A 24,696-nucleotide genomic window follows, 5' to 3' on the forward strand; every position below is an offset into this window, starting at 1 on the left:
TACCTTACTATGGCCGCGATTCCCGGCAGGCCCGGGACCGACCTGCTGGGGAGGCGGACTGCCGTGTGCGGTTCCGAGGAAGTCCTGGTCCACTGGCGGAGGTTGCTCACTCCGCTGCCCCTGGAACTCTCGCTGCCCGTCGACCGGCCCCATCCGCCGGAGCCGGTCCATGACCGGGCGACCCGCACGCTGACCGGCCTGCCGGACGCCCCCGACCTCGTGCTGCTCACGGCGTTCGTCGCCCTGCTGCACCGCTACAGCGCGGCGGTGGACCTGACCGTGGGCCACGACGGGCTCCCGGTCCGGGTGTCCGCCGACCACGAGCCCTCCTTCCAGGCACTGTTGGGGCGCGTCACCGAAGCGTGGGAAGCGGCCGAAGCCCATCGGGTTCCCCTCGCCCTGCTGATCGACGAGGTGCGGCCCAGAGCGACGCGTGGCGGCGGGCTGTTCTGCAACACGGCGTTCGGCACGGCCCGGCGACCCGCCGGGACGCTCCCCGGACCCGTCGACCTGCTCATCGAGGTGGACGAGGGCGAGGCGCGGGCGACCTACGACCCCAGCCTCTTCGACGCCGCGACCGTCGACCGGATCCTCGGTCACTACCGCACCTTGCTCACCGATGCCCTCGCCCGGCCCGAAACACCCGTGGCCCGGCTCGACCTGATGGACCCGGCGGAGTACCGGCGGGTCGTCCTCGACTGGAACGCCACCGAGCACACCGTCCCGCCGGACACCTGGCCGGCCATGTTCGCCGAGCAGGTCAGGACGCGCCCCGACGAGGTCGCCCTGGTCTTCGAGGAGGAGGAACTCACCTACGCCGAACTGGACGAGCGGGCCAACCGGCTCGCGCACGCCCTGATCGCCCGGGGCGCCGGCCCCGAACGCATCGTCGCGCTGGCCCTGCCGCGCTCCGCCGAGCTGATCGTGGCCGAGGTCGCCGTCCTCAAGTCCGGCGCCGCCTATCTGCCGATCGACCACGACTACCCGGCGGACCGCATCGCGTACATGCTGCGCGACGCGGCCCCCGTCTGCATGGTGACGACCGAGGAGACCGCGCGGGACCTGCCCCAGAGCGACGAGACGGATCTGCTGTCACTCGACGCGTCCGCCACCGCCGCCGAGCTGGCGCGCCGCCCCGCCCATGACCCCACCGACGCCGATCGCGGCGCACCCCTGACCGTCCTGAGCGCCGCCTACGTCATCTACACCTCGGGCTCGACCGGGCGCCCCAAGGGTGTCGTCCTCGCCCACAGCGGTGTCGCCAAGCTCGTGGCCACCCAGAGCGAGCGGTTCGGCATCGGTCCGCACAGCCGGGTGCTCCAGTTCGCCTCGCCCAGCTTCGACGTCGCCTTCTGGGACCTGTGCCTCGGCCTGCTCTCCGGCGGCCGGCTGGTCGTCGTACCGGCCGAGCGCCGCGTACCCGGAGCGCCGCTCGCCGACTACGCGAACGCGCACGGCATCACGTTCATGATCCTGCCGCCGGCCCTCCTCGCCGCCATGGCGGACGACGTCCGGCTCCCGCCCGCCGCCACCCTGCTGGCGGGCACCGAACGTGTCTCGCCGGAACTGGTGGGGCGCTATGCGCGCGGGCGGATGATGTTCAACGCCTACGGCCCGACCGAGGCCACCACCAACTCCACGCTGGGGTTGTGCGATCCGGACATCCCCGCCGGAGCCATCGTGCCGATCGGCGTCCCCGACCCGGGAACCCGCGCCTACGTCCTCGACGCCTACCTCAGGCCGGTCCCCGCCGGAGTCACCGGCGAGCTCTACCTCGGCGGCGCGGGCCTGGCGCGCGGCTATCTCGGCCGCCCGGACCTGACCGCCGAACGTTTCGTCGCCGACCCGTTCGGCGCGCCCGGCGAGCGGCTCTACCGCACGGGGGACCTGGTCCGCCGACGGTCCGACGGCCGGCTGGAGTTCCTCGGCCGCGTGGACGCCCAGATCAAGATCCGCGGCTTCCGCATCGAACCGGGTGAGATCGAGTCGGTGCTGCGCGGCCACCCGGCGGTCGACCAGGTCACGGTGGTCGCCCGCGAGGACCGCCCCGGCGACCGGCGCCTCGCCGCCTACGTCGTCCCCGCCCTCGACGCACCGGACGACCGGGTGGGGGAGTGGAAGCAGGTCCACGAACTGCTCTACAGCGCCGCCGGTTCGGAGAGCTTCGGGGCGAACTTCGCCGGCTGGAACAGCATGTACGACGGCCTGCCCATCCCCGTCGAGGAGATGCGCGAGTGGCGGGAGGCGACCGTCGAACGCATCCGTGAGAGCGGCCCCCTGCGACGGGTCCTGGAGATCGGCGTCGGCAGCGGACTGATCCTGTCCCGGCTCGCCCCCGACTGCGAGGCCTACTGGGGCACCGACCTGTCCGCCGAAGCCATCGCGGCCCTGGGCGCCCAACTGGACGCGGATCTGGCGGCCAAGGTCGAGTTGCGCGCCCAGCCCGCCGACGACGTCTCCGGGCTGCCCGCCGGGTACTTCGACGTCGTCGTCCTCAACTCCGTCGCCCAGTACTTCCCGAACGCCGAGTACCTCACGGACGTCCTGCGCAAGGCCTCCGCACTCCTCGCCCGCGGCGGGCGGATCTTCGTGGGCGATGTGCGCAACCTGCGGCTGCTGCGCACCCTGCGGGCGGCCGTCGAGACACGGAAGGCCGCACGCACAGGCGTGGACGACAAGAGCGCGCTGCGCGCGGCCGTGGAGCAGTCGGTGTGCTGGGAGGGCGAACTGCTCCTGGACCCCGACTACTTCGCCGCCCTCGACGGCTTCGACGCCGACCTGAGGATCAAGTCGGCCGAGCACCACAACGAACTGAGTCGCTACCGGTACGACGTCGTCCTGCACCCCGGGGCCCGTGCTCCCCACCCCGAGGAACGCGAGGTCTCCTGGGCCGACGCGGGCGACCTCGCCGCCCTGCTCGCGCAGCGCCCCGGCCGGCTGCGGATCACCGGCGTGCCCAACGCCCGCCTCGCCGACGACCTGGCCGACCTGTGGCGGCTGGAGGGCAGCAGCGGCGAGACGGCCGCGGGAGCGGACCCGCGGGAGCTGCACGCCCTGGCCGCCCGGCACGGCTACCGGGCCGCCCTGACCTGGAACGGCCGTGCCGACGACGGCGCCTTCGACGCCGTACTGTCCCTCGACGAGCCCCGCACCGGCATCTACCGGACCGCGGGCGCCTACCCCCACGCCAACCGCCCCGCGCCCTTCCGTGACGTGACCGCGCTGATGCGGACGCTGCGCGCGCACGCCGCCGAGTGGCTGCCCGACTACATGGTTCCGTCGGCGTTCGTACCCCTGCACACGCTGCCCGTCACCCCCAGCGGCAAGATCGACGCCAGAGCACTGCCCGCGCCGGACCACGCGACGATGAGCTCCGGCCGCCCGCCGCGGACCCCGCGCGAGAAACTGCTGTGCCGCCTGTACGCCGAGGTGCTCGGGCTGGACTCGGTCACGGCCGAGGACGACTTCCTCGCCCTCGGCGGCGACAGCATCAGCGCCATCCAACTGCTCATCAGGGCACGGGAAGCGGGCCTGCGGCTCACCACTCGCGAGGTGTTCCGGCACCGCACGGCCGAGGCCCTCGCCCAGGCGGCCGTCGAGCGCACCGACGACGGCACGGACACCGCACGCCCGCTGCTCGACCTGGACCCGGCCGAACTCGCCGAGATCCAGGGCACCCACCCGCTGGCCGTAGCGGAGCTGCTGCCCCTCACCCCGCTCCAGCAGGGCTTCTTCTTCCACGCGCTGACCGACGCCACCGGCGGCGACACCTACGTCGTGCAGCAGGTCCTCGACCTGTCCGGCCCGGTCGACGGGCCCACCCTGCGCCGCGCCGCCCAGCGCCTGCTGGACCGCCACGCACCGCTGCGGGCCGCCTTCCGCCAGCGCCCCGACGGCACCCCTGTGCAGATCATCACCCGCGACGCCGAACTGCCCTGGCGGGAGATCGACCTCTCGGCCCAGGACCGGGCGGTCGGTCGGACGCTCGGCGAGGCGGTGGCCGCCGACGAACGGGCCGCCGGGTTCGACCTCGCGGCACCGCCGCTGCTGCGCTGCGCCCTGATCCACCTCGGCGGGCAGCACAGCCAACTGATCCTGACGTTCCATCACATCATCGCCGACGGCTGGTCGTTGCCGGTGCTGCACCGCGAACTGATGGCCTGCTACGGCACGGACACATCCCCGCTCGCTGATGTCACCCCCTACCGCGCCTTCCTGGGCCGCCTCGCCGGGCAGGACCGTGAGGGCGCCCGCGACGCCTGGCGCACGGCCCTCGCCGGGCTCGACGAGCCGACACGGCTGGTTGCGACCCCGGCCGCCGGCGCGCCGGTGCAGCCCGCACACGTCCGCGTGGAGCTGCCCGAGGAGACCACGGCCCGCCTCGTCGACCGGGCCCGCGACCACGGCGTCACCCTGGGCACGGTCGTCCAGGCCGCCTGGGGACTGCTGCTCGGCGGACTGACCGGCCGCGCCGACGTGGTGTTCGGCACGACGGTCTCCGGCCGGGACGGCGAGGTCGACGGGATCGCCTCGATGGTGGGCCTGTTCATCAACACCCTTCCCACGCGGTTCCGCTGGGCGCCCTGGGCGTCGCTCGGGGACCTCCTCGTCACCCTCCAGGACGAGCAGGCGCGGCTGCTGGACCACCAGCACCTCGGTCTGGCGGAGATCCAACGGCTCGCGGGACACGCCGGCGAGGGCGAACTCTTCGACACCCTCGTGGTGTTCGAGAACTACCCCGCCGAAACGGATCTGCGGGACGCGTCCGGCACCGTACGCATCACCGGCGACACCTTCCACGACGCCGTGCACTATCCGCTCGCCCTCGTCGTCAAGCCGGGACAGCGGCTGGACCTGCGGCTCAAGCACCACACGGAACGCCTCGACGGCGACACCGTACGCACCCTCGCCGACCGGCTGACGCGCGTCCTGACGGCGATCGCCGACGACCCCGCCCGCCCGGCCGCCTCCGTCGAACTGCTGTCGCCCGACGAGGCACTCCACGCGCATCCGGCCGGTGAGGAGCACCCGGTCCACGAGACCACCCTGGCCGAGGCGTTCACCGCCCAGGCCGCCCGCACCCCGGAGGCGACGGCGGTCGTCTTCGAGGGCGAGCGGCTCGACTACGCCGAACTCGACGCCCGCGCCGAGGCGTTGGCCGCCCGGCTGCGCGGGCGTGGCGCCCGTCCCGGCCAGTTCGTCGCGGTGGCGGTGCCCCGGTCCGCGGAGCTGATGGTCGCGCTGCTCGGCGTGCTGAAGGCGGGTGGCGCCTACCTGCCGGTCGACCTGGACTATCCGGCGGACCGGGTGGCCCATATGCTCGCCGACTCCGGCGCCGCGACCGTGGTGACGCTGTCCGCGACCGCCGACCGGCTGCCCCGGCACGACGGCATCCTGCTGCTCGACGCGACCGAGCCGGACCCCCACCCGGTCGAAGCGCGCTCGGCCGCCCACCCCGACGACCCCGCCTACCTCATCTACACCTCCGGTTCGACGGGCCTGCCGAAGGGGGTGGTCGTCACCCACCGCGCCATCGTCAACCGGCTCGCCTGGATGCAAGGCGCGTACGGGCTGACGGCCGACGACCGGGTCCTCCAGAAGACGCCGTCCAGTTTCGACGTCTCCGTCTGGGAGTTCTTCTGGCCGCTCCTCGAAGGCGCCACCGTCGTCCTCGCCCGCCCGGACGGCCACCGCGACCCCGCCTACCTCACGGCGCTCGTGCGGGAACAGGCCGTCACCACGCTGCACTTCGTGCCGTCCATGCTGGAGGCGTTCCTCCAGTCCGACGAGGTCACGGCGGACCCGGCCTGGGCGGCGTCCCTGCGCCGCGTCCTGAGCAGCGGCGAGGCCCTGCCGACGGCCGCCGCGCGCCGCTGGCGGGCGCTGACCGGTGTGCCGCTGCACAACCTGTACGGCCCGACCGAGGCCGCCGTCGACGTCACCCACCACCCGTACGACGGGGACGAGGGCACGACCGTGCCGATCGGCAGGCCCGTGTGGAACACCGGCCTGCGCGTCCTGGACACCTGTCTGCGGCCCGTCCCCGACGGCGTCCCCGGCGAGCTGTATCTCACCGGCGTGCAACTGGCGCGCGGCTACCACGCCCGCCCCGCCCTGACCGCCGAGCGGTTCACGGCCGACCCGTACGGTCCGCCCGGCAGCCGCATGTACCGCACCGGCGACCTGGTGCGCCGCCGGCCCGACGGGGTGATCGAGTACCTGGGCCGCACCGACCGTCAGGTCAAACTGCGCGGCAACCGCATCGAACCCGGCGAGATCGAGGCCGCGCTCGGCCGGCTGCCCGAGGTGGGCCAGGCCGCCGTGGCGGTGCGTGACAACGCGCTCGTGGCCTACGTCGTACCGGCGGACGGTGACGACGTGGACGCCACCGGGCTGCGGGAAGCCCTGGCGGCGTCGCTGCCCGCGCCCATGGTGCCGGGCGCCTACGTCGTCCTCGACGCCCTGCCCCTCACCCCCAGCGGCAAGCTCGACCGGGCCGCGCTGCCCGACCCGCAGGCCGAACGCGCCACGGCCCGGGCCCCGCGCAACCCCCGGGAACAGCTGCTCACGGAGATCTTCGCCGCCGTACTGAGACTGCCGGACGCCGGCGTCGACGACGACTTCTTCCTCCTCGGCGGAGACAGCATCAGCTCCATCGCCGTCGCCAGCCGGGCCCGCCGAGCCGGCCTCGCACTCGGCCCGCGGGATGTGTTCGAACACCGCACCCCGGCGGCGCTCGCGGCGGCGGCGACCGCCACCGACACCACCGTGGAAGCGCCGGCGGCCTCCGAGTTCGCCCTCACCGAGGAGGAGCGGGCACGCGTCGAAGAGCTCGCCCCGGGCCGCGTCCAGGACGTGTGGCCCCTCGCCCCGCTCCAGGAGGGCCTGTTCTTCCACTCCACGTACGACGACACGGTGCTGGACGTCTACACCGTCCACGAGTCCTTCGACTTCGCCGAGCGCGTGGACACCGCACGGCTGCGGGCCGCGACCCGCACGCTGCTGGACCGCAACCCGAGCCTGCGCGCCGGATTCACCAGCGAAGGGCTGCGCCAACCGGTGCAGTTCATCGTGCGTGACGCCGGGATCCCCCTGACGGAAGTGGACCTCTCCGCGCTGACGACGGCCGAACAGAACACCCGGATGCGGGAGTTGATGGACGAGGAGCGCTCCCGCCGCTTCGACCTGTCCCGTCCGCTGCTCTTCCGGATGCTGCTCGTGCGCCTCGGCGACGACCGCGGCGACCGGCTCGTCATCGGCCGCCACCTCATCCTGTGGGACGGCTGGTCCGCGTGGCTGTTCCTGGACCAGCTGTTCGCCCTGTACGAGAGCGGGGGCGACCCGGCCGGTCTCGCCCGCCCCGGCTCCTACCGCGACTACCTGACCTGGCTGGAACGCCAGGACGACGCCGACGCCACCCGCGCCTGGCGCAGCGCCCTGGCCGGTTTCGACGAGCCCACGCTGCTGGTGCCCGCCGTCTCCGACCGGGGCCTGGAGCCGGTGATCCCGCGGCACCTGGACGTGGCCCTCGACGCGGACACCGCCGAGCGGCTGCGCGACACCGCCCGACGGCACGGGCTCACCCTCAACACCGTGCTCAACGCCGCCTGGGGCCTGGTCCTCGCCGGTGTCACGGGTCGTACCGACATCGCGTTCGGCACGACCGTCGCGGGCCGGCCGAGCGAGGTGCCGGACGTCGAGAACGTCATCGGCATGTTCCTCAACACCGTCCCCGCCCGCATCGCCCTCGACCCCCGGGAGTCCGTGCTGGACCTGCTGCGCCGGGTCCAGGGCGAGCGGCTGGAGCTGATGCCGTACGAGTACCTCGGGCTGGGGGTGCTCCAGGCCGAGACCGGCCACCGCCGGCTGTTCGACACCCTGTTCGTGCTGCGCAACGCCGACACCGACGACCGGCTCGCCGAGCTGCGCGACCGGCACGGCGCCACCGCCGTCGCCAACGTGGACGCCACGCACTACCCGGCCAACCTGGTCGTCACCCCCGGGGAGCGGATCCGCGTCACCCTCGCCTACCGGCCGGACCTGCTGGAAGACGCCTACGCGACCGGACTGATCGACCGGTTCGCGCTCATGGTTGAGCGCCTGGTCGCCGACCCGTCCGCCGCCGTGGGCTCACTGGCCGCCGTCCTGCCCGCCGAGGCCGCCGCGCTGGCCCGTGCGGAGAGCGCGAACCGGCAGCCGGTTCCGCACGAGACCGTGGCGGACATGCTGGCCGCGCAGGCCGCCCGCACCCCGGACGCGACGGCCCTCGTCTTCGGCACGCGGACGGTGACGTACGCCGAACTCGACGCCCGCTGCAACCGCATGGCCCGGCTGCTGCTCGCGCGCGGCGCCGGACCCGAGCAGGTCGTCGCGCTCGGACTGCCGCGCTCCATCGACACGGTTGTCGCCCTGTTCGCCGTGCTGCGCACCGGTGCCGCGTACCTGCCGCTGGAGCTGGACCACCCGGCCGAGCGGCTGTCGGCGATGCTGGCCGACGCCGGCCCGCTGCTCCTGCTGTCGACGCGGGCGGTGTCCGGGACCCTGACGGGGGACGCGTTCTCACGGGTACTGCTCGACGATCCGGGGACGGCGGCCGAGCTCGCCGGCCTGTCCGCCGACCCCGTCGAGCTGTCCTTCAGCCTGGACCACCCGGCGTACGTGATCTACACCTCCGGTTCCACGGGCCGCCCCAAGGGCGTGGTCACGCCGTACATCGGCCTGACGAACATGCAGCTCAACCACCAGAAGGAGATCTTCGCCCCGGCGATCGAGTCGGCGGGCGGGCGGCGGCTGCGCATCGCGCACACCGTGTCGTTCGCCTTCGACATGTCCTGGGAGGAGCTGCTGTGGCTCGTCGAGGGACACGAAGTGCACATCTGCGACGAGGAGTTGCGGCGGGATGCGACCGCGCTGGTCGCGTACTGCGAGGAACACCGCGTCGACGTCGTCAACGTGACCCCCACCTACGCCCATCTCCTCATCGAGGAGGGCCTGCTGGAGGGCCACCGGCCACCGCTGGTGCTGCTCGGCGGCGAGGCGGTCACCGAGACGGTGTGGAACACGCTCCGGGACACCGAGGGGACGTACGGCTACAACCTGTACGGGCCCACCGAGTACACCATCAACACCCTGGGCGGCGGCACCCACGACAGCGCCACCCCGACCGTCGGCCGGCCCATCCGCGCCACCCGCGCCCGCATCCTCGACACCTGGCTGCGGCCGGTGCCGGACGGCGTGGCGGGCGAGCTGTACATCGCGGGCGTCGGTCTGGCACGCGGCTATCTCGACCGTCCCGGCCTGACCGCCGAACGCTTCGTCGCCGACCCGTACGGCCGCCCCGGCGAGCGCATCTACCGCACCGGCGACCTGGTGCGCCGCCGCCCGGACGGCAACCTCGACTTCCTCGGCCGCACCGACGACCAGGTCAAGATCCGGGGCTACCGCGTGGAGCTGGGCGAGATCGAGACGGCCCTCGCGCAGCACCCCGAGGTCTCCCGGGCCGCCGTGATCGCCCGCGACGACGCCAACGCGCCCGGCACCAAACGGCTGGTGGGCTATGTCGTCCCGGCGGACCCCGACGAGGCGTCCCGCCAGGAGGCCGAGCGGGAACAGATCGGCGAGTGGCGGGAGATCTACTCCGCCGAGTACTCCGAGATCGGCACGGCCGTGCGCACCGAGGACTTCGCGGGCTGGGACAGCTCCTACGACGGTCGGCCCATCCCTCTGGAGCACATGCGCGAGTGGCGCGAGGCCACCGTCGAGCGCATCCGGGAACTGCGGCCGCGGCGGATCCTGGAGATCGGCGTCGGCTCCGGCCTGCTGCTCTCCCGGCTCGCCCCGGACGCCGAGGCGTACTGGGCGACGGACTTCGCGGCCCCCGTCATCCGCAAGCTAGGCGAGGACCTGTCGGCCGACCCGGAGCTGGCGCGGAAGGTCGAACTGCGCTGCCAGGCGGCCGAGGTGACCGACGGGCTGCCGGCCGGCTTCTTCGACACGGTCGTCATCAACTCCGTCGTGCAGTACTTCCCCAGCCTGGACCATCTGCGCGAGGTGATCCGCGGCGCGATGGGGCTGCTCGCGCCGGGCGGCGCCCTGTTCCTCGGCGATGTACGGGACCTGCGGCAGGCCCGGGTGTTCCAGACCGGCATCCAGCTCGCCCGCGCGGGCGAGGCCGCCGACCCGCAGGCGCTGCGCCGGGCCGTGGACCGGGGCCTCGCCCTGGAGAAGGAACTCCTCGTCGACCCCGACTGGTTCACCACCCTCGGCGTCGGCGTCGAACTGCGCACCAAGGCCGGACGGCACCACAACGAGCTGACGCGCTACCGGTACGACGTCGTGCTGTACGGCGACACGGCGGACGCCGTACCGCTCGACGACGTCCCGGTCGTCGACTGGTCGCAGGACGCGCACCGGCTCATCTCGCTTCTGGCCGAGGCGGACGCACTGCGGGTGCGCCGGATTCCGGACGCCCGGACGGCCGACGACCTCGCCGCGACCCACTCGGTCGGCGCCGGCCGGCTGCCCGGCCCCGCACCGGCCGGAGAGGAGCCCGACCACCTGCGGGAGCTGGGGGAGGCTCGTGGCTTCCGGGTCCTGACCACGTGGTCGGACGAACCTGGCTTCTTCGACGCCGTGTTCGTCCGCGCGCCGGGGACGACTCGGCGCACATCGGGCCTGTACCGCCCGCGCGCCGAGCGCGGCACGGCGCCGTACGCCAACACCCCGGCCGCGACACGCGGGCACGCCGCCCTGGTCCGGCGTCTGCGTGAGGACCTGGGCCGGGGGCTGCCCGGTTACATGGTCCCGGCCGCCTTCGTGGTGCTGCCCGGGCTGCCGATGAACGACAACGGCAAGCTGGATGTGCGGGCCCTGCCGGAACCCGAGCCCGCCGTCGCCCTGTCCGCCGGACGAGGACCGCGCACCCCCGCGGAGGAGGTGCTGTGCCGCCTGTTCGCCGAGGTGCTGGGGCTGCCCCGCACCGGCGCGGAGGACCACTTCTTCGACCTGGGCGGCCACTCGCTGCTCGCGACCCGGCTGATCAGCCGGGCGCGCACCGAGCTGGGCGCGGAGTTGGCGATCCGGGACCTGTTCGAGGCGCCGACGCCTCAGGCGCTGGCGCTGCGGGCGGACGCCGGGCGGCCGGCCCGTCCCGCGCTGGAGCCCGTGCCCGAGGCCGAACGGCCCGCGCGGATCCCGCTGTCGGCCGCCCAACGGCGGCTGTGGCTGGTCGAGCGGATCGCCGGCGACTCGGTCGCGTACAACTTCCCGCTGGTCACCCGCGTCCGGGGCCCGCTCGATCTCGACGCGTTGCGAGCCGCGCTGGCCGATGTGACGGGACGTCATGAGTCGCTCAGGACACGCTTCCTGGAGGAGGACGGCGAGCCCTACCAGTGGATCGCGGCACCCGGTGCCGCCGAGCCGGAGTTCCGGGTGGCCGACTGTGCCGAGGACGAACTGCCCGCCCGGATCACCGCCGCACAGCGCCGCCCCTTCGACCTCGCCTCCGAACTCCCGCTCCGGGCCGAGGTGTTGAAGCTGGGTCCGGACGACCACGTGGTGGCTCTGGTGCTGCACCACATCACCACCGACGAGTGGTCGGACCGGCCCTTCCTGACCGACCTGAACCACGCCTACGCGGCCCGTGCGGCGGGCCGGGCACCCGCGTGGCAGCCGCTGCCGGCGCAGTACGCCGACTACACGCTGTGGCAGGAACGCCTGCTCGTCGCAGCGGAAGAGCGGCAACTCGCCCACTGGACGCGGACGCTTGACGGCGCGCCGGAGGAGATCCCGCTGCCGCTGGACCGTCCGGGCGCCGCCCGTGCCAGCGGTCGAGCGGCGGTCGTGCGAACGGCCCTCCCGGACGCCACCGGGGAGGCGCTGCGGAAGCTGGCCGCCACCCGGCAGGCCAGTATGTTCATGCTCTTCCAGGCGGCGACGGCGGCGCTGCTGCACCGCCTCGGCGCGGGCGACGACATCCCGCTGGGCGCGCCGATCGCGGGGCGCACCGACAGCTCTCTGGACGATCTGGTCGGGTTCTTCGTGAACACGCTCGTGCTGCGCACCGACGTGTCCGGCGACCCGGCGTTCACCGACCTCCTCGGCCGGGTCAGGGAAGCGGCGCTCGCCGCCTTCGAGCACCAGGACGTGCCGTTCGACCGGATCGTGGAGGCGGTCAATCCGGCCCGCGTCGCCGACCGCAACCCGCTGTTCCAGGTGATGCTCGGCTACCACCACCGGCCCGACGGCGACCCCGACCTGTTCGGCCTGCCGACCCAGTGGTTCGACATGGACACCGGCATGGCCAAGTTCGACCTGGACTTCACCGTCGTCGACCACGGCCCCGGTCACGACATGACACTCCTCCTGGAGTACGCCACCGACCTCACCGACCAACGGACCGCGCAGGCGCTGGTCGAGCGGCTGCTCGCCCTGCTGGAACAGGTCGCCCGCGATCCGGGGCGGCCGGTGAGCTCGCTGAGGGTGCTCACCCAGGAGGAGGAGTCGGCCGCCGCGACCCTCTGGAACGACACGGCCCGGCCGGTGGAGCGACGCTCCGTCCCGGAGCTCTTCGAGGACGCCGTACGCACGCGGCCCGACGCCCCGGCCCTGGTCACCCGCGAGGGCCGCCTCACCTTCCGCGAACTGTCCGGACAGGTCGACGCCGTGGCCCGGCTGCTGCTGCGCCGAGACGCCCGCCCCGAGACGGTCGTCGCCCTGGCCCTGCCCCGCCGCCTCATGGTCCCGGCCATCTTGGGCGTACTGAAGTCCGGGGCCGCGTATCTGCCCCTCGACCCTGAACTCCCCGCCGAAAGGCTGGAGTTCATGCTGCGTGACGCGGATCCGCTGTGCGTGCTCACCACCGCGGCCCTGGCGACGAAACTCCCCGACGGCCGCACCCCGGTGCTGCTGGACGCCCCCGACGTCCTCGCCGCGCACGACCCCGCCCACGAGGTCCCCGCGCCCCTGCCGCCCGCTCCCGCCGACGCCGCGTACGTCATCTTCACGTCCGGCTCGACCGGAACCCCGAAGGGCGTCGTCGGCACCCATCGCGGCCTGAGCAACCTCTTCGCCGCCCACCGTGACGACCTCATCGCGCCCGCCGGGCAGGCCCTGGGCCGTGAGCGGCTGCGGGCCGTGCACGCCGCGTCGTTCAGCTTCGACGGCTCGTGGGAGCCGCTGATCTGGCTGCTGGCCGGGCACGAGATGCACGTCACCGACGAGGCCACCATGGCGGACCCGGCCGCCCTGCTGGCCTACCTCGGCGAGGAGCGGATCGACTTCGTCGACGTCACGCCGACCTATCTGCGCGAGCTCATCCACCACGGCTTCCTGGAGCCCGGCCGCCACCTGCCCGGCGTGATCACCGTGGGCGGCGAGGCCACGCCGGCCGCGCTGTGGGAGCGGCTGTGCGCGCTGCCCGGTGTGCAGGTGCACGACCTGTACGGCCCCACCGAGAGCGCGGTCGACGCCTACGGCTGGCACAGCGACGCCTCCGGACGCTGGGCCGCGCCGCTGGACAACGTCCGCGCCCACGTCCTGGACGCTGTGCTGCGGCCCGTCCCGGTGGGTGTGGCGGGCGAGCTGTACCTGGCGGGGGAGGGACTGGCCCGCGGCTATCTGAACCGGCCCGCGCTGACCGCCGAACGCTTCACGGCCGACCCCTTCGGCGAACCCGGCAGCCGCATGTACCGCACCGGCGACCTGGTCCGGCGGCGCCGGGACGGCTCACTGGAGTTCCTGGGCCGGGCGGACAGCCAGGTCAAGCTGCGTGGCTTCCGCATCGAACTCGGCGAGGTCGAGGCGCGGCTCGGCGGGCACCCGGACGTGGCGACGGCCGCCGTGGTCGTACGCGAGGACACTCCGGGCGTGCGCAGGCTGGTGGCGTACGTCCTCCCCGCCGGCGACCGCGCACCGGACCCGGCCGTGCTGCGCGCCCACGCGGCCTCCGCACTGCCCTCGCACATGGTGCCGACGGCCTTCGTCACCGTGGCGGGGCTGCCGCGCACGGTGGCCGGCAAGCTCGACGAGAAGGCGCTGCCCGCGCCGGACTTCGCCACGCTCACCTCGGGTCGCAGGCCCCGCACACCGCGAGAGGACCTCCTCCACGAGGCCTTCGCGGCCGTGCTCGGCGTGCCCGAGGTCGGCATCGACGACGACTTCTTCGCCCTGGGCGGCCACTCGCTGCTGGCCATGCGGCTGACGGCGCGGATCCGGGACGCCCTCGGAACCGAGGTGTCGCTGCGCACGGTCTTCGACGCGCCGACCGTGGCCCGTCTCGCGCAGTGTCTGACACAGGACGGCACCGCCGCGACCCGCCCGGCCCTCAGTACCCGGCCGCGCCCCGGACGCCTCCCGCTGTCCTCCGCCCAGCAGCGCCTGTGGGTGCTGTACCGGGTCGAGGGCCCCAGCGCGACGTACAACATCCCCTCGGCCTGGCGGCTGACCGGCGTGCTGGACGTGGCGGCGCTGCGGGACGCCGTGCACGACCTCGTCGTACGGCACGAGACGCTGCGCACGGTGTTCCCGGACGAGAACGGCCTGGCCTTCCAGCGGGTGCTGGACCCCGGCGAGGTCCGCGTCCCGTTCGAGGTGACGGACACGGAGGCGGACCGGCTGCCCGAGCTGCTCGCGCGGGCCGGGGCGTACGGCTTCGAGCTGGACCGTGAACTCCCCTTGCGCGTCCATGTGTTCCGCACCGGCGAGCAGGAGTGGACGCTGCTCCTCCTGCTGCACCACATCGCGGGCGACGAGTGGTCGGAGGTGCCGCTGAACCGGGACCTCGCGCTCGCCTACGCGGCCCGTACGGCGGGCCGGGCCCCCGAGTGGGAGCCGCTGCCGGTGCAGTACGCCGACTACACCCTGTGGCATCGGGAGATGCTCGGCGACGAGAAGGACCCGGAGAGCCTGGCGGCACGTCAGATCACCCACTGGCGTGCCGCGTTGGAGGGACTTCCGGAGGAGCTGGCGCTGCGGACGGACCGCACCCGCCCGCTGGAGGCCACCTACCGCGGCGGCTCCGCCGACCTCTCGCTCGACGCCGAACTGTCCGCGGCCCTGCACCGGTTGGCCCGGGACAACGGCGTCAGCGTGTTCATGGTGCTCCAGGCCGCGGTGGCGACCCTGCTCACCCGGCTGGGCGCGGGCCATGACATCCCCATCGGCAGCCCCATCTCGGGCCGCACCGACGCGGCTCTCGAAGACCTGGTCGGCTTCTTCCTGAACACGCTCGTGCTGCGCACCGACACCTCCGGCGACCCTGCCTTCCGCGATCTGCTCGCCCGGGTACGGGAGGCCGATCTGGCCGCCTTCGACCACCAGGACGTGCCGTTCGAGCGGCTGGTCGAGGTGCTCAACCCGGCCCGCTCGCTCGCCCGGCACCCGCTGTTCCAGGTGATGGTGGTGTACCTGGCGTCCGGCGGAGAGGACACGGGAATTCTCGGGCTGCGGGGCGAACGCGACGAGGTCACACAGACGACCGCCAAGTTCGACCTGTCCTTCGACTTCGTGGAGCGCGGCGACGGCAGCGGCGTGGACGGCGTCCTGGAATACAGCGCCGACCTCTTCGACCCCCCGACCGCGCAGTCCTTCGCGGACCGGCTGCGGCGCGTCCTGCGGGCCGTCACCGCCGACCCGGACCTGCCACTCGGGCGGATCGACATCCTCGACGAGGACGAGCGGCGCCGCCTGACCGGCGGCTGGCACAGCAGGCCGCTCATCGCCGCGCCCACCACCGTCCCCGCGCTCTTCGAGGAGCGGGTGCGCGCCTGCCCGGACCAGCCCGCCGCGGCCTCCGACGGCATCGAGCTCACCTTCGCCGAACTCGACGCGGAGGCCAACCGGCTGGCACGCGTGCTCGTCAAGTCCGGTGCCCGACCGGAACAGCTCGTGGCGCTCGCGCTGCCGCGCACCGTGCGCTTCCTGGTGGCCGTCCTCGCGGTCCACAAGGCCGGGGCGGCCTACCTTCCCCTCGACCCCGACGCACCGGCCGAACGCACCGCCGACGTCCTCGCCGACGCCCGTCCGGTCCTGACCCTCACCACCCGGGAACTCGCCACCGCCCTGCCGACCGGCACCGGCACCCTCCTCCTCGACGAACCCGCCACGGCCGGCCGTCTCGCCGCCGAGGACGCGAGCGACCTCACCGACGCCGACCGGCACAGCCCGCTGACGCCCCGCCACCCGGCGTACGTCATCTACACCTCGGGCTCCACCGGCCGCCCCAAGGGAGTCGTGGTCACCCACGAGACCCTCGGCCATCTCTTCCACAGCCACCGCGAGACCCTCTACGCACCCGCGATCCGGACGACCGGCCGTCGCCATCTGCGGGCGGGCCACGCCTGGTCGTTCTTCTTCGACGCCTCCTGGCAGCCCCAGCTGTGGCTGCTGGACGGGCACTGCGTGCACATCGTCTCCGAGGAGACCCGACGCGACCCCGAACTGCTCGCGGCGGCCGTGGTGCAGCACCGCTTCGACTTCCTGGAGGTCACTCCCTCGCTGTTCGCGCAGATGGCCGACAGCGGCCTGCTGAGCGGCGACGACTGCCCGCTCGCGGTCGTCGGCGTCGGCGGGGAGGCCGTACCCGTCGCGCAGTGGCGACGGCTGGCCGGGCTGCGCGACACCGAGGCGTTCAACCTGTACGGGCCGACCGAGTCGACCGTGGACGCCCTGGTGGCCCGGGTCCGGGACAGTGAACGCCCGCTCGTGGGACGGCCGGTGGCCGGAACCCGGGCCCATGTGCTGGACGGGCTGCTCCAGCCGGTGCCGCCCGGCGTCACCGGCGAGCTGTACCTGGCGGGCGGCGGTCTCGCCCGCGGCTATCTGGGCAGCCCGGGGCTGACGGCCGAGCGGTTCGTGGCCGACCCGTTCGGCGCACCGGGCGCACGGCTGTACCGCACCGGCGACCTGGCCCGGTGGACGGCCGACGGACGGCTGGACTTCCTGGGCCGGGCCGACGACCAGGTCAAGATCCGCGGCTTCCGGATCGAGCCCGCCGAGATCGAGTCGGCGCTCACCGGCCATCCCGGAGTTGCCCAGGCGCTGGTGACGGTACGTCAGGAGGCGCCGCGCAAGCTGCTCGTGGCGTACGTGGTCCCCGCGGCCGGCTCCGCGCCGCACCCGGCGGAGGTGCGCGCCCATGCCACGGCGGTGCTCCCGGACCACATGGTCCCGGCGGCCGTCGTGGTGCTGGACGCCTTCCCTCAGCTGGCGAACGGCAAGCTGGACCGGGCCGCCCTGCCCGCGCCGGACTTCTCCGCCCTGTCCACGGGACGCGCGCCCGCCACCCCCGTCGAGAAGACGCTGTGCGCGGTGTTCGCCGAGGTGCTGGGGCTGGAACGCATCGGTGTGGACGACGACTTCTTCGCCCTCGGCGGGGACAGCATCGTCGCGATGCAACTGGTCGGCCGGGCCCGCCTGGCCGGTGTCCGGATCAGCCCGCGCCTGGTCTTCCGGCACCGCACCGTGGCCGCGCTGGCCGCGGTCGCCGCACCGGCGGACGCCACCGCACCGCGCCCGGAGGACGACGGCACCGGAACCGTGCCGCTCACCCCGGTGATGCACTGGCTGCGCGAACTGGGCGGACCGTTCGCGACCTACCACCAGGCGGCGCTCGTCCGCACCCCCGCGGACCTGGACCTGCCCGGCCTGACCGCCGTGCTCCAGGCCCTGGCCGACCGGCACGACATGCTGCGGGCCACCCTGGTGCGGCCCTCGCACGACGACACGGAGGACTGGTCGCTGCACGTGCCGCCGGCCGGCGCGGTCGACGCCGCCGCATGGATCGAGCGGGTCGACGTCACCGGACCGGACGCTCCGGCGCTCGCCGACGCCGTACGGGAACACGCGCACGCGGCCCGTGCGCTGCTCGACCCGGACGCGGGCGTGATGGTCCGTGCGGTGTGGTTCGACGCGGGTGCGGCGCCGGGCCGACTGCTGCTGATGGCCCACCACTTGGTGGTGGACGGCGTGTCCTGGCGGGTGCTGCTGCCGGACCTCGCGGCGGCCTGGCGGGACGTCGGTGCCGGACGGGCGGTGCGGCTTGCCCCCGTCGAGACCTCGTTCGCCCGCTGGTCCCGGCTGCTGACCGAACTCGCCCAGGAACCGGCCCGAGAGGCGGAGCTGCCCGTGTGGACGGCGGTACTCGACGGTGGGAGCGAACCCTTCCCGCTGGCACGGGAGTGGGACCCGGACCGCGACACCACGGCGACCCAGCGGGAGGTCGTCCTGCGTCTGCCCGCCGAGCGGACCGGCCCGCTGCTGTCGGCGGTGCCCGCCGCGTTCGGAGCGGGGGTCAACGACGTGCTGCTCGCCGGACTCGCCCTGGCCTTCGCCGACTGGCGCCGGCGGCTAGGCGGGACGGACACCTCGGTCCTGGTCGACCTGGAAGGGCACGGCCGCGAGGAGGAACTCGCCGGGGACGACGTCTATCTCTCCCGCACGACGGGCTGGTTCACCAGCGTCTTCCCGGTCCGGCTCGACGCCGGGAAGGCCGATCCCACCGAGGTCTTCGAAGGGGGCCCGGCCGCGGAGGAAGCCGTACGACGGGTCCGCGAGCACCTGGCGTCGCTGCCCGGGAACGGCGTCGGCTTCGGCGTGCTGCGGCACCTCAACCCCCGTACTCGCGAGGAGCTGGCGGGCCGGGAACCGGCCCGTGTCGAGTTCAACTACCTGGGCCGGTTCGGCATCCCGGAGGACACGGACTGGTCGTACGCGCCCGAGGAGGACGCGGCCGACATCGGTCCGGAGGGCGCGATGCGCGAGGGCCACGCGCTCAGCATCAACGTGGTGACCGAGGACCGCGCGGACGGGCCGGTGCTGGCCGCCCACTGGTCCTATCTGGAAGGGCTGCTGCCGCGTGAGACGGTCCAGGATCTCGCCGAGACGTGGTTCCGGGCGCTGGAGGGGATGGTCACCTGGGCGGATCGGAACCGACGGCCGTGAGAGCGCAAGTCCATGAGGAGAGGAAGAGCATGAGCAACCCGTTCGAGGACCCCGATGGCACCTACCTGGTGCTCGTCAACGACGAGAACCAGTACAGCCTGTGGCCGGACTTCGCGGACGTACCGGCCGGCTGGCGGGTCGTCCACGGACCCGCGGCCCGGCAGTCCTGCCTGGACCACGTCGAGGCCCACTGGACCGACATGCGGCCGCGCAGCCTCGCCGAGGCCATGGACGGCTGAACCGGGGCGCACGAGAAGGGGGTCGGCCGCTCGGCCGACCCCCTTTGCGGCTTCCCGCGTCAGGACGCGGGCTGCTCCACCTTGGTGTCCGCCTTGCCGTCGACCGCCGCCGCGAGCTGCGGGACCAGCCGCTCGACTACGTACGGCAGGCTGAGCGCCGACACGAACGACGTGGCGTTGCCGTAGTCGCCGGTCTCCTGGACGAAGACCTCCCGGCCCTCCTTCACCACCGCCAGGTCCTTGTACGAGGCGTCCTTGTGCAGCTTGTCGGCGTCCTTGGTGACATCGCCGACGATCCAGACGACGGCGTCCTGGTCGAGCAGATCGGTGCGCTCCTTGCTGATGTTCGCGCCGAACTGGTCACCGATGGCCTTGTCGAGGTCCTTCGGGAGGGTGAGGCCGAGGTCGGTCAGGATGCGCGAGCGCGCGTCCTGGCTGCCGAAGACGAACATGCCCTCGTAGGGCGTCGCCATCACCGCGCTCGCCCCCTTGAACTCGGGGTGCTCCTCGGCCGCCGCCTTGATCTTGGCCTCGGTGTCCTCGACGACCTGCTTCGCCTCGTCCGGCTTGCCGAGCGCCTGGCCGACCTTCTCGGTCAGCTCCTGCCACGGGATGCCGTAGTCGTTGTACTCCTTGGGCTGGGCGACCACGGGTGCGAACTTGGACAGCGACTCGTACTGCTCCTTGGTGAGCCCGCCGTACAGCGCGAGGATCAGGTCCGGCTTGAGCGCGGCGATCTTCTCGACCTGCGGGCCGGTGCCGGTGTCCTTGAGCACGGTCGGCGCCTCGGCGGAGCCGAGCTTGTCCGCGGCCCAGGGGCCGATGGCGCCCTTGTAGCCGCCCAGCCACTCGGTGGTGCCGACCGGGACCTTGCCGAGCGCGAGGACGGCGTCCTGGTCGGTGAGGCCGACGGTGACGATCCGCTGCGGCTCGGACTCGATCGTCGTACTGCCGTACTTGTGGGCGATGGTGACCGGGAAGGCCGACTCGCCGGAGGCGCTCGCCTTCGCCCCGGCATCCGAGGAACCGGAGTCCGAGTCGTCACCGCCGCAGGCGGTCGCGGTGAACAGCAGGAGGACGGAGGCGAGCACGGCGGCGAGCCGTGGTGCTCTGCGGGAGCGGAACATCGGTGGTCCTTCGGTTTCGTTTCCTGTGGAGCCGGGCGATGCGGGGGGTGGTGTGACTACGGGGTGGTGCGGTGGGGCTCATCCGGCGCCTTTCACGCGGCGCGGGCTCATACGGCGGTGTCCCGGGTGTCCGACCACGCCTGCCAGAGGGCGGCGTACGCCCCCGCTGCGGCACGCAGTTCGTCGTGCGTGCCGGTCTCGACGACACGTCCGGCGTCCATGACGACGATGCGGTCGGCGGTGGCCGCCTGGCTGAGACGGTGCGCGACGATCAGCGCGGTACGGCCGTCGACGGCCCGGGCGACCGCCTTCTCCAGGGCTCGTGCCCCGGCGCTGCCCGCCTCGGCGGTGGCCTCGTCGAGGATCACCAGCGGCGGATCGGCGAGGATCAGCCGGGCCAGCGCCAGCGCCTGGGTCCGTTCGCCGCTGAGCCGGTGGCTGCCGTCGCCGACCACGGTGGCGAGGCCGTCGGGCAGCGCCTCGGCCCAGGCGAGGGCGTCGACGCGGTCGAGCGCGGCCCGCAGTTCGTCGTCGGTGGCGTCGGGCCTGGCGAGGCGGAGGTCGTCGGCGAGGGGGCCCGCGAAGACGTGGGTCTCCTGGGTGATCAGGGCGACCGTGCGGCGGGCGGCGTCCGCGCCGAGTTCGGTCGGGGGGACGCCGCCGACCAGGACGGTGCCGGAGGTGGGCGGCTGGATGCCGGCGACCAGCCTGGCCAGTGTCGTCTTGCCGGCTCCGCTCGCGCCCACCAGGGCCACCCGCTCGCCGTGCCGGATCGTCAGGTCGATGTCGTGCAGGACGGGATGCCCGGCTCGGTACGCGTGGTTCAGCGCGTGCACGGTGACCTCGACCCGGCCCGTCCGGACCGGGCGGGCCGCCTTCGGCGGCGGGGGCTGGTCGGTGACGCCGACGAGCCGGGCCAGCCCGGCGGTGGCCGACTGGGCGTCGTCGAGGAGGACGAGGGCGGCGTTGACGGGCGCGAACAGGCTGTGGAAGTACAGGGCCGCCGCGGTCGCCGTACCGATGGACGCGGAGCCCCGGTGGACCAGCCAGTAGCCGGTGAGCAGGACCGCGGCCAGCCCGATGTACTCGGCGATGTGCAGCCGGCTGTAGAAGCCCAGGACCAGCCGGACGCCACGCATGGTCAGCGCCACCACCGACCAGGACCGCTCGGTGACCCGCTCGGCGTGCTCCCGCTCCAGCCGGAACGCCCGGACCGTGGAACTGCCCGCGACGGTGTCGAGCAGTTGCTGCTGCTGCGCGCTCGCGGCGGCACGCTGTTCGGCGTAGAGCGGCACGGCCCGGGCGACGTACCAGCGCGCGGTCGCCGCCTGCACGGGCACGGCGAGCAGCGCCGCCAGCAGGAACCGCCAGTCCAGCAGGGCCATCGCGCCCAGGGTGAGGACGATGGTCAGCAGTGAACGGGCCAGCTCCGGGAGAGCGTTGCGCACCGCCTCGGCGATCAGGGACACATCGGCGGTGACCCGGGCGGTCAGATCACCGGCCCCGGCTCGCTCGACGCGTTCCAGCGGCAGACCGAGCGCCCGTTCCACGAACTTCTCGCGCAGCCGGGCCAGGGTGGTCTCGCCCAGCCGGGAGATCAGCGAAAGACCGAATCCGGAGGTGACACCCTGCGCCACGGCGACGGCCACGAGCAGCGCGGCCGTGGTGGTGATGGCGTCGGCGGACGCGCGGTCGGCGGCCAGGTCGACGATCCGGCCCAGCAGTGGCTGCACCAGCAGGCCGACGGCCGTGGCGCCGACCATGACGGCGAACGCGGTCAGGGCCAAGGACCGCTGTGGGCGCAGCAGTTCGGCGACCGCGGCCCGGGTGCGCGCCGGGGTGGCGACGGGAAGCAGGGCGGGGCCGTCGGCCGGCGCCGCCTGGGACCGGGTCATGTGAGCACCGCCGTACGGTAGGAGGCGCGGTCGTGGACCAGTTGCTCATGGCGGCCGCTCGCGGTCACCCTGCCGCCGTCGAGGAGGACGACCCGGTCGGTCACCGCGAGGAGTGCGGGGCTGGTGGTGACCAGCAGCGTGGTGCGGCCGGCGCGCACGTCCCTGATGCCCGCGGCGATCCTCGCCTCCGTGACGGCGTCGACGGCCGTGGTGGGCTCGTGCAGAACGAGGACCGGCGCGTCGGCGGCCAGCGCGCGGGCCAGGGCGACACGCTGCCGCTGGCCCCCGGAGAGCGAGTGCCCGCGCGCGGTCACGGCCGTGTCGAGGCCGTCGGGCAGCGAGCGTACGACCTCCTCGGTGCCGGACGCGGCGACGGCGGCCGTGACGGGCGCCCCGGTACGGGAGTTCGCCGCGGCGGCGACGTTGTCGAGGAGCGTGCCCTCGAACAGGTCCGCGTCGTGCTCGGCGACCAGGAGAGCGGCGCGCGACTGAGCCAGGCCCAGCGTGGTCAGGTCCGTCCCGTCCAGTTCCACGGCACCGGCGTCCGGGTCGGCGCGGCGGCCGAGACAGCGCAACAGCGCCGACGCGTCGGCGGGATCGGCGGCGACCACGCCGACCTTCTCGCCGGGCGCGAGTTCGAGATCCACGCCCCGCAGCGACCCGAACGACAGGCCCCGCAGCCGCAGTCGGCCCTCCACCCGGCGCAGCACGGGGTCGCCGGACGACGGGCCCGGTGACACGGCGCGTTCGGCGTCGAGAACTTCGGCGATCCGGGCGGCGGACGCGCGTGCCTGGGCCAGCTCGGCGTTGACCCAGGAGAACTCGGAGAGCGGGCCGATGAGGAACAGGGCCAGCGCGACGGAGGCGACCAGTTCGCCGAGGCCGATGTCGCCGCGGGCGGCCAGCCGACCGCCGACCAGTACGACCAGGGCCAGGAAGGCGCCGGTGAGCATGGTGACGACCCCGCTCTGCCACGCCTCGGCGCGGGCCGCGCGCAGGGTCGCGGTCAGCGAGTCCCGGCTGACCCGCCGGTAGCGGGCGACGGCCGCGTGCTCGGCGCCGATGCCCTTGAGCACCCGCAGCCCGGCCACCAGGTCCGCCGCGACGCCGGAGGCACGCGCCGCGCGCTCCTGCTCGGTCTCGCTGCGCCGCTCAAGGGGCTTGCTCAGCAGGTGCACCAGCCACAGCAGCAGGGGAGTGCCCAGCAGAACGAGCCCTCCGAGCGGCAGGGACACGCGCAACAGCACGACCGCGCCGACCGCCAGGCCGGTGGCCGCCGCGACGCCGACGACCAGCGCCATCATGACGGCACCGACGCGACGGGCGTCCTCGGTCGCGGTGTTGGCCACCTCGCCGGGCAACCGGCCCTCGTCCGCGCCTCCTTCGGGGGCGAGGACCCGCCCGATCAGTTCGGTTCTCAGGCGGTGCGCGGCGGTCACGGCGGCCCGCTCGCCGGCGCGCGCGCCGAATCGGAAGCTGAAGGACAGCCCGACGTAGACGACGGCCAGGACACCTAGCCACAGCAGCAGTCCGGCGATGTCACCGTCGACGACACCCCGGTCGACGGCCAGGCCGATGAGCACCGGCACGAGGGCCTCGCCCGTCTGATGGCCCATGCCGAACACCGCACCGAGCACGACGTCACGGCGCTGTTCCCGCACCGCGCGCCACAGGACTTTCCGTCCCGGCAGGTCCGCTTTTCTCACGCATCCCTCCGGAGCGGGATTCACAGCACGCTGACACCATGCGCACAAACTTAGGTAAGGCTAACTACAACTCCCCGGCTCGGCTAGCCCCGTGAGGATTCGAGGCTGTGTCCGAGTCGGCGAGGTGGGACTCGACGGCGTCCGGCTCGAGGACGGCCGCGGTCGCGTCGTCCAGGCGCACCAGCCGGTAGCTGTGCTCGTACGCCGTAACGCCCCTCCTGTCGCCCCGCTTGGGCCGGGCGCGTCGCGCCGCGAGGACCAGGGCGTTCACCTCCGGGCGTTTCCTGCGCAGTTCGTTGAGGGCCCGCACGGGGATGCCGACGACCGCGGCGGCGGGCGAGTGCCGCGCGCCGGCGCGGATCGCCTTGAGCAGGACGCGCAACGCGGTCGGCGACAGCGCGCCCGGCTTGCCGTTGCCGCCGGGGGAGTGCGACCGGGCCAGCGCGCTCGCGCCCGCCATGGCCGCCGCGAACGAGGGATTGTGCGCCTGCCAGTCCCTCAGGAGCCGTTCCGGGATGCCCGCCGCCGTGGCGCAGCCGGCCGGCCCTAGCCCGAGCGCCGCCGCCCGCACGGCCTCGGCCATGCGGGCCAGCGTCTCCTCGCGCAGGCTCGGACCCAGCCCCAGAGCGGTGCGCAGGTCGCCGTCCAGCTCGTCCTGCGCGACGAGCCGCTCCAGCACGCCGTCGGCCCAGTCCGTCAGTCGGCAGGCGGGGCCTTCTCCGTCATCCAGGTCCACGACAACTCCCCGTTTAGGTAAGGCTTACCTAAGCATACGGGAGCGTGGTGTGTC

The 24,696-nt window shown here is 73.7% G+C and carries 6 protein-coding genes; 2 read left to right on the forward strand and 4 right to left on the reverse strand.

Annotated elements, in window-relative coordinates; genetic code table 11:
* Positions 1-63: 63 nt before the first annotated feature.
* Together ACIQWG_RS02900 and ACIQWG_RS02905 are read left to right on the forward strand one after the other, a co-directional pair.
* A complete protein-coding gene (locus tag ACIQWG_RS02900) occupies positions 64-18,939 on the forward strand; it encodes an amino acid adenylation domain-containing protein (protein WP_404089517.1) in 18,876 nt (6,291 codons plus the stop codon).
* A gap of 29 nt (positions 18,940-18,968) precedes the next feature.
* Positions 18,969-19,178, forward strand: coding sequence for an MbtH family protein (locus ACIQWG_RS02905; protein WP_404089519.1), 210 nt, complete (start codon positions 18,969-18,971; stop codon positions 19,176-19,178).
* Positions 19,179-19,237: 59 nt separating this feature from the next.
* On the opposite strand, the gene ACIQWG_RS02910 is transcribed toward ACIQWG_RS02905, so the two are convergent.
* The 4 genes from ACIQWG_RS02910 to ACIQWG_RS02925 form a co-directional block, all read right to left on the reverse strand.
* Positions 19,238-20,305, reverse strand: coding sequence for an iron-siderophore ABC transporter substrate-binding protein (locus tag ACIQWG_RS02910; RefSeq protein WP_404089521.1), 1,068 nt, complete (start codon positions 20,303-20,305; stop codon positions 19,238-19,240).
* A 107-nt stretch (positions 20,306-20,412) separates the two neighbouring features.
* Positions 20,413-22,200 (reverse strand): ABC transporter ATP-binding protein, encoded by a 1,788-nt coding sequence (locus tag ACIQWG_RS02915; protein WP_404089522.1) that lies wholly within the window; start codon positions 22,198-22,200, stop codon positions 20,413-20,415.
* Positions 22,197-23,906 (reverse strand): ABC transporter ATP-binding protein, encoded by a 1,710-nt coding sequence (locus tag ACIQWG_RS02920; RefSeq protein WP_404089524.1) that lies wholly within the window; start codon positions 23,904-23,906, stop codon positions 22,197-22,199. The genes ACIQWG_RS02915 and ACIQWG_RS02920 overlap by 4 nt, the downstream gene beginning before the upstream one ends.
* Positions 23,907-23,970: 64 nt before the next feature.
* Positions 23,971-24,642 carry a hypothetical protein gene (locus tag ACIQWG_RS02925; RefSeq protein WP_404089526.1) on the reverse strand — a complete coding sequence of 224 codons (672 nt, stop codon included), beginning with the start codon at positions 24,640-24,642 and terminating at the stop codon, positions 23,971-23,973.
* Positions 24,643-24,696: the final 54 nt, after the last annotated feature.

Source organism: Streptomyces sp. NPDC098781, from assembly GCF_044759995.1.
GTDB lineage: Bacteria > Actinomycetota > Actinomycetes > Streptomycetales > Streptomycetaceae > Streptomyces.

Excerpts from the sequence above, each read along its gene's own strand:
- ACIQWG_RS02905 (WP_404089519.1), top strand. The coding sequence starts at position 18,969 with ATGAGCAACCCGTTCGAGGACCCCGATGGCACCTACCTGGTGCTCGTC.
- ACIQWG_RS02910 (WP_404089521.1), bottom strand. The coding sequence starts at position 20,305 with ATGTTCCGCTCCCGCAGAGCACCACGGCTCGCCGCCGTGCTCGCCTCC.
- ACIQWG_RS02915 (WP_404089522.1), bottom strand. The coding sequence starts at position 22,200 with ATGACCCGGTCCCAGGCGGCGCCGGCCGACGGCCCCGCCCTGCTTCCC.